Source organism: Amycolatopsis thermoflava N1165 (assembly GCF_000473265.1).
GTDB lineage: Bacteria > Actinomycetota > Actinomycetes > Mycobacteriales > Pseudonocardiaceae > Amycolatopsis_E > Amycolatopsis_E thermoflava.
The window spans coordinates 3,682,176-3,694,264 of record NZ_KI421511.1; the positions used below are offsets into that span (position 1 = coordinate 3,682,176).

Consider the following 12,089-nt stretch of genomic DNA (forward strand, 5'->3'; position numbering starts at 1 on the left):
TCGTCTCCTTCAGTTCTTCCGGTTACGGCGGAGCAGGCGGCCGATCCGGCGCACCCCGGACTGGATGCCGCCGGGGAAGGCCAGGATGACCAGGATCAGCACCAGTCCATAGAGGACCAGCGGGATGTTGGCGTAGACCGCGCGCGGCAGGTCGGCCTGCTGCGCGAGGTCTGTCGACCAGTTCGGCAGCAGCGTCACGATCACCGCGCCGTACACCGCGCCGGCGAGGCTGCCGAGCCCGCCCAGCACGGCTGCGGTGAGCAGGGACAGCGACAGGGCCAGCGTGAACGCCCCCGGTGCGGCCAGGTTGTTGACGATCGCGAACAGGCCGCCGGCCAGTCCCGCGCACCCGGCGCTGACGCAGAACGCGAGGATCTGGGTGCGGGCGACGTGCACGCCGGACAGGGCCGCGGCGTCCTCGTCCTCGCGCACCAGCCGCATGTCGCGGCCGAGGCGGCTGCGGCTGAGGTTGGCCAGCAGGAACAACACGACCACTAGGCAGATCCCGCAGATCCAGGACTGCCACCGTTCCAGCGGGAACGTCTCGCCCAGCGACAGCGGCGGCACCGGCGGGCTGACGATCAGGCCGTTCGCGCCGCCCAGCAGGTCACGCAGGCCGTGGTAGTCGGCCAGCGACGGCAGCCCGACGGCCAGCGCGAGCGTCGCGCCCGCCAGGTACGGCCCGCGCAGCCGCGCCGCGGCGACCCCGACCAGCGTGCCGACCAGCGCGGTGCCCGCGGTCGCGACCACCAGCACCGGCGCCAGGCTCCACTCGGCGTTCTCCAGCAGCAGCGCGGCGGTGTAGGCGCCGACCGCGACGAACGCGCCGTGCCCGAGCGAGATCTGTCCACTGAGGCCGGACAGCACCGTGAGCCCGGCGACCGCGATGGCCGTGTAGGCGATCTGGGCCAGCTGCAGGTTCGCGAACGGGTCCAGCGCGATCGACAGCAGCCAGAACCCGAGCAGCCCCAGCACCGCGAAGCACGCGTGACGCAGCAAAGTGGACCGTCGCCACAGCGGCGCCCTGGGCGCTTCCCGCTGGGGCGCCTGCGTTTCCGTCATCGTCATACCCGCCGCCTCGCTCCCGCGCCGAACAACCCGTGCGGCCGCACCATCAGCACCACGATGAGCACGACCAGCGCGCCCAGCGTCACGATGTCCGGGCCCAGGTAGCCCGAGACGAAACTGAGCACCAGGCCCAGCGCGACCCCGCCGACGACCGCGCCCGGCGGGCTGTCCAGTCCGCCGATCACGGCCGCGGTGAACCCGAACACCAGCACCGCGTCGAACGCCGTCGGGCTGACGAACGTGCTCGGTGCGATCAGCACCCCGGCGACCGCGCCGACCACCGCGGCCAGCGCCCAGCCGACGGTCAGCATCCGGCCGACGCGCACCCCCAGCAGCCGGGCCACCTCCGGCGCGAACGCCGTCGCGCGCATCCGCAGGCCCGCCGAGGTCCGGCGGAACACCACCGCCAGCACCACCATCACGGCGAGCACCACGCCGACGATCCACAAGTCGTTGGGCGAGAACAGGATCTGCCGCCCGCCCACCTGGAACCCGGCGATGGAGAACGCGGGCGGGTAGGACTGCGGGGTGCCGCCGAACACCATCCCGGCGATGCCCTGCAGCCCGACCAGCAGGCCGAACGTGACCACCACCGCGTCCAGCGGCGGCCGCTTCGCTACCGGCCGGATCAGCACTCGCTCCACGACCGCGCCGAGCACCAGCCCGGCGGCGATCGCGACGGCCAGCGCCAGCCAGTAGGACCCGCCGTGGCTGACCACGGTGCAGCCGAGGAACGTGGTGATCATCATCATCCCGCCCTGCGCGAAGTTCACGATTCGCGTGGAGCGCCAGATCAGCACCAGGGCCAGCGCGACCGCGGCGTACACCGCGCCGCTGGTCAGCCCGGCGAGCGTCAAGTCGAGGAACCGTCCCATCACATCTCCAGGTAGGCCCGGCGGACCCGGTCGTCGGCGGCCAGCCGGGCGGCTTCGTCGTCGGCGACCTTGCGGCCGACGTTGAGCACGACGGCGCGGTCGGCCACCGACAGCGCCGTGCCCGCGTTCTGCTCGACCAGCAGCAGGGTCAGGCCGGTTTCCGCGCGCAGGCGGCGCAGCGTCGCGACGATCTGCGCCGCGGTGCGCGGCGCGAGGCCCAGCGAGGGCTCGTCCAGCAGCAGCAGGTCGGGACGACTCATCAGGGCACGCCCGATCGCGAGCATCTGCCGCTCACCGCCGGACAGCGTCTCCGCGCGCTGGTGCCGCCGCTGTTCGAGCGGCGGGAACAACTCGAACATGCGCGCCACGCCGGTGCGCAGCCACGCCCGGTCCCGCCGCCACAGCCCGCCGAGGCGCAGGTTCTCCTCGACCGTCAGCTCGACGATCACGCCACGCCCCTCGGGCACGTGCGCAACGCCGAGCCGGACCAGGTCCTCCGGGCCGTGCCGGGTGATGTCCCGGTCGTTCAGGCGCACCGAACCGGATTTCGGCCGCAGCAGCCCGGACAACGAGCGCAGCAGCGTCGTCTTGCCCGCGCCGTTCGCGCCGAGCACCGCGGTGATCGAGCCGCGCTCGACCGTCAGGTCGATGTCGTGCAGCGCGCGCACCGGCCCGTACTCGGCGACCAGGCCGCTGACCTCAAGCATCGGCCGCCACCGCCTCGCCGAGGTAGGCGCGCTGCACGGCCGGGTCCTCCCGCACCTGCGCGGGCGTGCCGGTGGCGATCACCTCGCCGAAGTCCAGCACGACGAGCCGGTCGCAGAGGTTCATCACGAACTCCATGTGGTGCTCGACGAGCATGACGGTGGTGCGCTGGCGTAGCCCCCGCACGGTGTCGGCGAGCTCGGTGATCTCGGTGGCGGACAGGCCGGCCGCGGGCTCGTCGAGCAGCAGCAGGCGCGGTTCGCTGATCAGCGCGCGGGCCAGGGCCACGCGTTTGCGGATGCCGTAGGGCAGGCTCGCGCACGGCCGCTGCGCGGCGTCGGCGATGCCGAACTGCTCGAGCATGCCCATCGCCTGGTCCCGCAGCCGCAGCTCGTGCCGCTCGGCCCACGGCGAAGCCAGCAGCGCGCCGACCGGGCCGGTGCGCGAGCGGTGGGTCGCGCCGGCGGCGACGTTGTCCAGCGCGCTGAGGTTGGGGAACAACCCGAGGCCCTGCAGGGTGCGGGCGATCCCCAGCCGCGTGAGCCGGTGCGGGCGGGGCAGGAGACGGCGGCCGTCGAACGACAGGGCGCCGGAGTCCGGGCGGACGAACCCGCAGATCGTGTTGAACAGGGTCGTCTTGCCCGCGCCGTTGGGACCGATGACGCCGAGCACCTCCGCTTCGGCCACTTCGAGCGAGACCGCCTGGAGGACCCGCAATCCGCCGAAGGACACGTTCAGCTCGTCCACTCGTAGCAACGGGGCTTGCTGCGCCATTTCTCGCGACCACCGCCTCTTCGCAGGTGTGCAAAAACAGAATCAGGTTCGGTTTGGAGGGACCGTACACAGCCTGGCGCGTCTTGCACAGCCCCTTCGGACAATCAGCTCAAGCGTGATCGAACAGAACCCAGTTCTGGACTTTTGCGGTAACCAGACAGCGTGCTATACCCGACGCGGGCGCCACGACGAGGTGGCGCACGAGCCTGGGGGTGCCCCCTTGCTGCGTGCACTGGTGCTGACCGCCGCGTGTGCGGCCTCGCTGCTCACCGTTCCGGCGGCGGTCGCGGCGCCGCCGCGGCTGACCGTCGAATCCGTCTCCAACCCACACGCCGACCTGGTCAGCGGCGGGCAGGTGCTGGTGCGGGTCCCGGCGGCGCGGGACGTCCGGGTGACGGCGAACGGCCGTGACGTCACCGGCGAGCTCAAGCAGACCGGCGACACCCTGCTCGGCCTGGTCGGCGGCCTGCGCGACGGGACGAACGAGATCGTCGCGAGCGCGCCGGGCCGGGGACGCGCGAGCCTGCGGGTGACCAACCACCCGATCACCGGGCCGGTGTTCTCCGGACGGCAGCAGGAGCCGTTCTACTGCGAGACGCAAGCCTACGGGCTGCCGGCCGCGACGCCGCCGTTGTGCAGCGCGCCGACCCAGGTGAGTTACCAGTACCGCACGACCGGCGGGCAGTTCCGGCCGCTGGCCGATCCGGCGTCCCGGCCCGCGGATCTCGCTTCGGTCAACGGGATGCCCTACATCGTGCGGGTGGAACGCGGCACGATCGACCGCGCCGTCTACGAAATCGCCGCGCTGACCGACGGGACCGCGCCGTCACCGTTCACTGTGGAGCGTGGTTGGAACGAGCGACTCGTCTACACCTTCGGCGGCGGCTGCAATTCCGGGTACCACCAGGGCGCGTCGACCGGCGGGGTGCTGAACGACCTGTTCCTGTCGCAGGGGTACGCGGTGGCCTCGTCGAGCCTGAACGTGCTGGACAACAACTGCAGCCCGATCATCTCCGCGGAGGCGGCGATGATGGTCAAGGAGCACTTCACCGAGACCTACGGGCCGGTGCGGCACACCATCGGCTGGGGCGGGTCCGGCGGCGCGATCCAGCAGTACGACATCGCCGAGAACTACCCGGGCATCCTGGACGGCATCATTCCCGGCATCTCCTACCCGGACCCGCTGAGCACGGCCGGGCCGGTCTCGGACTGCCGCATGCTCAACCGGTACTTCGCCGGCGCGGGCAGCTCGTTCACGCCGGAGCAGCGGCTCGCGGTGGCCGGGTTCCACACCTACAGCACGTGCGTGTCGTGGGAGCAGACGTTCGCCAACCGCGCGACGGCGACCGGCAGCTGCACCCCGCTGCTGCCGGTATCCGAGCGCTGGGATCCGGTGTCCAATCCGGACGGTGTCATCTGCAACTCCAACGAGCAGCTGGTGAACCAGCTCGGGCGTGATCCGCGGACCGGGTTCGTGCGCAGCACACTGGACAACACGGGGGTGCAGTACGGCCTGTCGGCGCTGCGGGCCGGGCAGATTTCGGCGGCGCAGTTCGTGGACCTGAACGCCGCCATCGGCGGGCTCGACTACACGGGCGCCCCGGTGCCGGCGCGGAGCGCGGCCGATCCGAAGGCGTTGTCGGCGGCCTACCGGTCCGGGGTGTTCAACTCGGCGTCCCTGGGGTTGCGCACCACGCCGATCATCGACCAGCGCACGGATCTCGACCTGGCCGGGTTCGGCGCCGACATCCACACCACGGAGTGGTCGTTCGTGATGCGGGAGCGGTTGCGGCGCAGCGGGGCGGCGGACAACCAGGTGATCATCGCGAGCCGCCCGGCGGACGCCGCGGTCGCGGCGGCTTACGAGCTGGACGCGATGGACCGCTGGCTGACGGCGATCGGGAACGACCGGTCGGGGCGCGGCGCGCAGCAGAAGGTGGTCGCGAACCGCCCCGCGGACCTGGGCGACGGGTGCTACGTGTCGGCGACCGAGCGCGTGCCGGAGCGGCTGACCTACCCGTCGAGCGGGCGGTGCGGTGCGCTGTTCCCGGTCGCGGCGAACACGCGTCTGGTCGCCGGGTCCGGGCTCGCCATGGACGCGCTGAAATGCCGCCTGAAGCCGGTGGACTTCCGCGACTACCTGCCGGTCACGTTCACCCGGGAGGAGCAGCAGCGGTTGCGGGCGGCGTTCCCGGACGGGGTGTGCGACTGGAGCAAGCCCGGGGTGGGCGCCCGGAAGCCCGCCGGGGTCTGGCAGCGGTATTGATGACCGCGTCCGCCGACTTCGGGCGCCTGGTCCGGCGACGGCCGTCCGCGGTGCTGCGGCCGCGCTCGGCCGGGGAGGTCGGCGAGATCGTCCGCACCGCGGCGGCGGACGGGGTGCCGGTCGCGGCGCGGGGACGGGGCCATTCCGGGTACGGGCAGGCGCTGACCGACGGTGTCGTGGTCGACATGTCATCGCTCGCCGCGGTGCACGAGGTCGCCGAGGACCGGATCGTGGTGGACGCGGGCGCCGGCTGGGACGCGGTGCTCGCGGCGGCGTGGGAGCGCGGCCGCACGCCGCCGGTGCTGACCGACTACCTGCGGTTGTCGGTGGGCGGCACGTTGTCGGTGGGCGGGATCGGCGGGACGAGTTTCCGGCACGGGCTGCAGACCGACACGGTGGTCGCGCTGGAGGTCGTCACCGGGGACGGGGTGGTGCGGACGTGCGGCCCCGGGGACGAGTTGTTCGCCGCGGTGCTGGGCGGGCTGGGCCAGTGCGGGATCATCACGCGCGCCACGCTGCGGCTGGTCGCCGCGCCGCCGCGGATCAGCCGGCACGAGGTGGACTACGACACGGTGGCGGCCGCGGCGGCGGACCAGGTGCGGTTCGTCGAGGAGGGGCGGTTCGACTTCGTGCAGGGCCAGGTCCGCTTCGGCGAGGCGGGCAGGCGGGTGTTCCTGGAGACGGCTGCGTACTCCGGCGGGGATCTGTCCTACGTGGAGTTCCAGCACCGGCTGGACGCCGCCGAGGCGCTGCTGACCGGGACCGGCGCGTGGTTCCACCCGCACCCGTGGTGGAACTGCTTCCTGCCCGCGTCGGCCGCCGTGGGGTTCCTGACCGCGCTGGTGGAGCGGCTGACGCCGGCGGACCTCGGGCCGGCCGGGTGCGTGTTGTTCTACCCGGTGTTCACCGGCGAGGTGCACGCGCCGCTGGTCCGCCTGCCAGCCGAGCGGATCGCTTTTCTCGTGGCGATCCTGCGTTTTCCGCCGGACGACGCCGGCCTGGTCGCCCGGCAGGTCGCCGAGAACCGCCGGCTCTACGAGGAGGCGCGCGACCTGGGCGGGTTCACCTACCCGGTCGGCGCGATCCCCTTCACCCAGGCGGATTGGCGACACCACTTCGGTTCGCGATGGCCCTCGCTGCGCACTTGGAAGGCGCGGTACGACCCGGCCGGCATGCTGACGCCGGGGCCGGGGATCTTCTAGCGCCCGGCCAGTTTTTCCGCCAGCCGCGCCAGGCCGCCGCGGATCATGCGCCCGTAGCCGTCGTCCTGGAGGGTGTCGGTGACGGCCTCCGCCGCGGCGAGGTGCTCGCGTGCCTTGGCGAGGTCGCCGAGGCGGTGGTAGACGTCCGCGAGGTTCAGGTGCAGGGACGGGAAGAACCCGTGCACCTCGGCGGGATCCGCGGCCTGCGCGACTTCGAGCGCGCGGAGGTCCCAGAGCAGCTCATCGCCGGGCTCGTCCTGCCGGTCGGCGAGGAAGTGCGCCGCGGCGCAGCGGTCGACGGCCGAGCCCTCCTCCCAGAGCCGCAACAGGATGCGCCGCGCCTCGGCGGGTTCCTTCGTCATCGCCAGGGCGAGTTCTTCTCTCGACATGCCCCCACGATGCGCCTTCAAGCAACTGAAAGGTCAAGCGGCGCCGGGAGCGAGTTTCGCGATGACCTCATCGAGAGCCGCCTCTGCGGTGGCCAGCGCGAGCCGCTCTTGGTCGTTCCACGGGAGGACCACCAGGGCGATCCGGTCGCACCTCACGACGACCTGCCGGGACGCCCCGCCGTCCAGGACGTTGCTCACCCGTAGCGCCAGGCTTTGCAGCACCGCGGCCATCGAGGCCAGGTACTCGGCGTCGGTGGGGTCCAGGCCGGCCGAGTGGTCCAGCACCAGACCGTCGGCGGTGAGCAGCACCGCGTGCCGCACCTGTGGGAGTTCGCGAACGAGACCTTCGAGGATCACGTGCCGATAGTGCTGGCCCCCTCACGGTGAGCTTTCACGCGGACGCACCATGGCGTGGTGTATCGCGGCAGCCGCGGCCTGCGGATCGTCGGCGTAGAACTTGATCACCCGCGCCTCGCCTGGCCGGCCCAGCGGGCGGGTGAAGGCGACCGGGCGGCTCAGCTCGAGCACCACGTTCGTCTGCCAGGACAGTGCCACCGTGAACGTCTCGCCGTCCAGGTCGAACCCCCGCCTGCCCGAGTGGTCCTCGCTCCGGGCGCGTACGCCCGCGATGGCGCTCACCGGAACCCGCACGTCGAGGAACGCGCCGTAGCGCACGCGGACCTCGTCCGCCGACACCGAGTGCGGGTACACGACGATCGAGCAGAGCAGGCCGACCACCATCAGCAGCGAGTACAGCTCGACGGCCGCCAGGACGAGGTGCACCACGAGCCCGAACCCGACCAGCGCGAACAGCAGCCCCTCGACCACGGTCAGCACGACGAACACGACGAGCAGCGGCCGCTGCGCCCGCGAATAACCCACCGCGACGGCTCCCGGCGCAAGCGCTTTCCGGCGCCGCAACCCGAGCCCGATGGACGCGAACAGACGGCGCTCGTTGCGCAGGTAGTGCCGGACCCCCATGATCCCGACGTTACCCGTCGGACTCGAAACCGCGTCGTGGCAGCAGCAGTGGCGTGCCGAGCAGCAGCACCCCGGAAACCGTGATCGCGCACAGCGGGCTCGTCAGCGTCCCCAGCACGCCCCACTCCGCCATCAGCCCAGCCTGCAGCAGCTTGCTGCTCACGCTCCACGTGCTGAGCACCCGCGCGGCGTGGTCCGCCGGCGTGCGGTGCAGCCGTTCCGTCGCGTGGATCGGGTTGAAGACGCCCATGCAGGTGATCAGCAAGGCCTCCACGACGATCACCGTGACGAGCCCCGCCACGCCAGGGCCCACGAACGCCAGCCCCAGCGGGAAGAGCGACCGCAGCCAGCCGGAGGCGGTCAGCACCCGGTGCCGCCCGTAGCGCCGCGCCAACCGGGCGGACAGCCGGGCGCCCGCGAACCCGCCGAGCGCCGGGACGCCGAACGCCAGCCCGTACTCCCACGCGGAAAACCGGTACTCGCCGAGCAGGAGGACCGCCAGGAGCGGCGTGGTGGCCATGATCAGGCCGCTGACCAGAATCGAGTTGAGGAACAGCCGCCGCAGCACGGGATCCCGCGCGATCACCCGCCCGCCGGCGAGCAGGTCGGCCACGCGAAACCGCGCGACGCGGGGCGCCGCGACGTCACCGCCGCGGATGCGGAGCACCCCGAGCGCCGACAGCAGGTAGCTCAGCGCGTCGGCGAGCACCGTCACCACCGGGCCGAGCAGGGCCACCAGCGCGCCCCCGACTGGCGGGCCCGCCGCGGTCGCCACCCAGCTCGTGCCCTCGAACCGCCCGTTCGCCGCGAGCAGCCGCGACCGGGGCACGAGGTGCTTCAGGTACGCGCCGGACGCGGCGGTGAACGCGATGTTCGCGGTCCCGGCGACAACCGACACGACCAGCAACTGGCCGTAGGACAGCACCTCGAAGGCGTACGCCACGGGCACGCTGGCCATCGCGGCGAACCGGGCCAGGTCCATCGCGATCATCACCGGGCGCTTGGGCCGGTGCTCGACCCACCACCCGAGCGGCAGCGCGCACACCGCCGCCGCGGCGAGCCCGGCCGCCTCCAGCAACGACACCGCGAACGCCGGCGCGTGCAGCACCTGCACCGCGATCAGCGGGAACGCCCCGGAGGCGAGCCACGTGCCGTACGTGCTCACCGCGTAGGCCGACCACAGCCGGCGAAGATCGGCTTCCACGCCGCAGATCACACCGGCCAGGGCGGAACCGGATCAAACAACCGGCTCCCGGCGAGCCACAACCGGGAGTTGGCCCTGCTTAGGCTGGCCCGGTGGACACCGAGGCAGTGCGATCGTTCGTCCGGGCGGCGGAGCTCGGGCAGTTGCAGCACGCGGCCGACGAGCTGGGCGTGACCCAGCAGGCCGTCTCGAAGCGGATCGCCGCGCTGGAGCGCGAGCTGGGGGTCCGCCTGTTCACCCGCACCGCGCGCGGCGTCGAGCTGACCGCGGACGGCCAGGCGTTCCTCCCGCACGCGCGGGGTGTCGTCGCGGGCGTGGACCGCGGCATCGCCGCCGTCCGGCCGGGTTCCCGTGCCCTGCGGATCGACGTCCTCGGCCTGCGCAGCGCACAGGCGGTCGTCCTGCACGACTACTGGCGATCACACCCCGGCACCGAGCTGGACGTAGTGACGCTGCGGGTCGACGACCCCCGCGTGGCAGCGGCCGCCGTGATGTCCGGCGAGGTGGACGCCTCGTTCCGCACCGTCCCCGATCCGGCCGCGCTGCCCGGCGACGTCCGGATGATCCACGTCTTCGACTCGGCGCTGGAACTCCTCGCCGGCCCCCGGCACCCGCTGGCCGACGCCCCGTCGGTGACCCCGGCGGAGCTGCGCGGGCTGCGGATCTGGGTGCCCGGCATCGCGCCGCGCAGCGAATGGGCGGAGTTCTACGACCAGCTGGTCACGGACTTCGGCCTGCGCATCGACGCGGCGGGCCCGCACTTCGGCGACGAGGTGCTGCTCGAGGCGCTCGCCGGGTCCGCCGAGGTGGCCACGCTGGTGGGGGCACGCGACCGCTACACCTGGCCCGCCCAGTTCGGCCTGCGCCGCATCCCGATCGTGGACCCGGTGCTCGCCTACCCGCTCTCCCTGCTGGTCCCGGCGCATCCGCACCCGGGCCTCCGGCCCGTCCTCGCGCACTTCGCCAACCTGGCGCCACTCCCCGAACCCGTGTGGCGCCCGTCCTGGATCCGTCAGGAAGTCCAGCTCAGGGTCTCGCAGTCGACGAGCGCCCAGACCGTCTTGCCGCCGTCCGCCCGCGACCGGTAGCCCCACGACCGCGCCAGCTTGTCCACCAGCACCAGGCCCCGCCCGCGCACGGACTTCGGGTTCCCGTCCCCCATCACGGGCGGCGACGGGGAACCGTCGTCGACTTCCACCAGGATGCGGTTCGCGTCGCGGGACAGCCGGATCTGGCCGCTCCCGCCGCCGTGGTCGTACACGTTCGTGAGCAGCTCGGTCGCGATCAGCTGCACCGCGACCACCCCGTCGTCGCCCAGGTCGTCCAGCTCGGCGGCCACCCACCGGCGCACCTGCACCAGCGGCGGCACCGTGTGCGGCAGGTCGAGCACCAATGCGCCCACCGACGCGTCATCCAATCCCGCTCACCCACGCCCTGTCTGCTCAAAGCGTCACGAGCGATTGTCCCGCTCGCCGAACCGCGGCGTGTCCATGTCACACCCTCCGGCACGGAAACACCAGCCCTGGCCCCCGTTGTGATCACGGCCATCTGGACGGCGAACCGAGGGCTACCTAATTTAGGATCGGCTTACCTAATCTGAGAGGCTGTCCCCATGCGTTTCCCCCGGCCGCGTGCGCGCGGTTCCCTCCTGGCTCTCCTTCTGGGCGCGGTCCTCGTGCTCGCGGGCTGCGGCTCGTCCGCGGAGCAGAGCGCGACCGAGCCGGCGACCCCGGCGAGCGGTCAGTTCCCGGTCACCATCCCGACCGCGTTCGGCGACGTGACGATCGAGCAGCAGCCCAAACGGGTCGTCGCGCTCGGGTGGGGTGACGCGGAGGTCGCGCTGACCCTCGGCGTGCAGCCGGTCGGCGCCGCGGACTGGCTGCCGATCGGGGGCGACGGCGTCGCGCCGTGGATGCCGCAGGACAAGCACTACACGACCGCGCCGACGATGCTCGGCACGCTGGAGGTCAGCGCCGAGCAGGTCGCGGCGCTCAACCCGGACCTGATCCTGGACACCCGCGCCAGCGGCGACAAGGCCCGCTACGACCAGCTGGCCGCCCTCGGCGTCCCCGTGCTGAGCATCCCCGCCGGCGGCGAGGCCTACGCGACCACCTGGCAGCAGCAGCTCGACATGATCGGCAAGGCGCTGGGCCGCACCGCCGAGGCCGCGCAGGTGCGCAACGAGCTGGACGCCAAGTTCCAGCAGGCCGCCGACGCGCACCCGGAGTTCACGGGCAAGACCGTCGCGGTCGGGGCGAAGATGGCCACCTCCTACGGTGCCTACGTCAACGGCGGCGCGCGCATCGAGTTCATGGAGCGGCTCGGCTTCGCCCAGTCCCCCGCGGTGCAGGCCCTGGCCGGGAAGGACTTCTACATCACCGTCTCGCCGGAGCGGATGGACCTGTTCAACGCCGACCTGACCGTGATCTCGCCGATCGGCATCGACGCGAGCCAGATCGACAGCGACCCGCTGTTCCAGGCGGTGCCCTCGGTCAAGGCCGGGCACGTGGTCGTGCTGTCGGACAAGACGATCTCGCAGGCCTTCGCCAGCGCCACCCCGCTGGGCCTGAGCTACGCGATCGACAAGGTGGTGCCGATGATCACCGAAGCGCTGGCACGCTGACC

13 protein-coding genes are annotated in these 12,089 nt (G+C 72.4%); 4 read left to right on the forward strand and 9 right to left on the reverse strand.

The genetic code is table 11. From position 1 onward, the window contains the following. Positions 1-9 precede the first annotated feature (9 nt). From AMYTH_RS0118065 to AMYTH_RS0118080, 4 genes are read right to left on the reverse strand one after another with little or no spacing between them, the layout of a single operon-like run. Positions 10-1,062, reverse strand: coding sequence for a branched-chain amino acid ABC transporter permease (locus AMYTH_RS0118065; protein WP_228684854.1), 1,053 nt, complete (start codon positions 1,060-1,062; stop codon positions 10-12). Positions 1,063-1,064: 2 nt separating this feature from the next. Next, positions 1,065-1,943: a branched-chain amino acid ABC transporter permease gene (locus AMYTH_RS0118070; RefSeq protein ID WP_027931516.1), complete on the reverse strand. Its 879-nt coding sequence runs from the start codon at positions 1,941-1,943 to the stop codon at positions 1,065-1,067. Then, positions 1,943-2,650: an ABC transporter ATP-binding protein gene (locus AMYTH_RS0118075; RefSeq protein WP_027931517.1), complete on the reverse strand. Its 708-nt coding sequence runs from the start codon at positions 2,648-2,650 to the stop codon at positions 1,943-1,945. The genes AMYTH_RS0118070 and AMYTH_RS0118075 overlap by 1 nt, the downstream gene beginning before the upstream one ends. Continuing rightward, positions 2,643-3,422 (reverse strand): ABC transporter ATP-binding protein, encoded by a 780-nt coding sequence (locus AMYTH_RS0118080; protein WP_027931518.1) that lies wholly within the window; start codon positions 3,420-3,422, stop codon positions 2,643-2,645. Before AMYTH_RS0118080 ends, AMYTH_RS0118075 begins: the two co-directional genes overlap by 8 nt. A 220-nt stretch (positions 3,423-3,642) precedes the next feature. Between AMYTH_RS0118080 and AMYTH_RS0118085 the strand changes: the two genes are divergently transcribed. Both AMYTH_RS0118085 and AMYTH_RS45225 read left to right on the forward strand, forming a co-directional pair. Next, positions 3,643-5,688 (forward strand): DUF6351 family protein, encoded by a 2,046-nt coding sequence (locus tag AMYTH_RS0118085; protein WP_027931519.1) that lies wholly within the window; start codon positions 3,643-3,645, stop codon positions 5,686-5,688. Continuing rightward, positions 5,688-6,890 (forward strand): FAD-binding protein, encoded by a 1,203-nt coding sequence (locus tag AMYTH_RS45225; protein WP_051362736.1) that lies wholly within the window; start codon positions 5,688-5,690, stop codon positions 6,888-6,890. Before AMYTH_RS0118085 ends, AMYTH_RS45225 begins: the two co-directional genes overlap by 1 nt. On the opposite strand, the gene AMYTH_RS0118095 is transcribed toward AMYTH_RS45225, so the two are convergent. The 4 genes from AMYTH_RS0118095 to AMYTH_RS0118110 are packed head-to-tail and all read right to left on the reverse strand — an operon-like array spanning position 6,887 to position 9,476. Beyond that, a complete protein-coding gene (locus AMYTH_RS0118095) occupies positions 6,887-7,279 on the reverse strand; it encodes a hypothetical protein (protein ID WP_027931520.1) in 393 nt (130 codons plus the stop codon). The genes AMYTH_RS45225 and AMYTH_RS0118095 overlap by 4 nt on opposite strands. Positions 7,280-7,312: 33 nt before the next feature. After that, the gene (locus AMYTH_RS0118100) at positions 7,313-7,636 is read right to left on the reverse strand and encodes a roadblock/LC7 domain-containing protein (RefSeq protein WP_027931521.1); all 324 of its coding nucleotides are present in this window, start codon (positions 7,634-7,636) and stop codon (positions 7,313-7,315) included. Positions 7,637-7,657: 21 nt separating this feature from the next. Then, on the reverse strand, positions 7,658-8,260 hold the full coding sequence (locus tag AMYTH_RS45230) for a hypothetical protein (protein WP_051362738.1): 603 nt from the start codon (positions 8,258-8,260) through the stop codon (positions 7,658-7,660). Positions 8,261-8,270: 10 nt separating this feature from the next. Beyond that, positions 8,271-9,476, reverse strand: coding sequence for an MFS transporter (locus tag AMYTH_RS0118110; protein ID WP_027931522.1), 1,206 nt, complete (start codon positions 9,474-9,476; stop codon positions 8,271-8,273). An 80-nt stretch (positions 9,477-9,556) separates the two neighbouring features. On the opposite strand from AMYTH_RS0118110, the gene AMYTH_RS0118115 reads away from it, so the two are divergent. Further along, on the forward strand, positions 9,557-10,552 hold the full coding sequence (locus AMYTH_RS0118115) for a LysR family transcriptional regulator (RefSeq protein ID WP_027931523.1): 996 nt from the start codon (positions 9,557-9,559) through the stop codon (positions 10,550-10,552). On the opposite strand, the gene AMYTH_RS0118120 is transcribed toward AMYTH_RS0118115, so the two are convergent. Further along, a complete protein-coding gene (locus AMYTH_RS0118120; protein WP_027931524.1) occupies positions 10,477-10,881 on the reverse strand; it encodes an ATP-binding protein in 405 nt (134 codons plus the stop codon). The genes AMYTH_RS0118115 and AMYTH_RS0118120 overlap by 76 nt on opposite strands. 195 nt (positions 10,882-11,076) lie before the next feature. Here AMYTH_RS0118120 and AMYTH_RS0118125 point away from each other — a divergent pair, with 195 nt between their 5' ends. After that, positions 11,077-12,087, forward strand: coding sequence for an iron-siderophore ABC transporter substrate-binding protein (locus tag AMYTH_RS0118125; RefSeq protein ID WP_027931525.1), 1,011 nt, complete (start codon positions 11,077-11,079; stop codon positions 12,085-12,087). Positions 12,088-12,089: the final 2 nt, after the last annotated feature.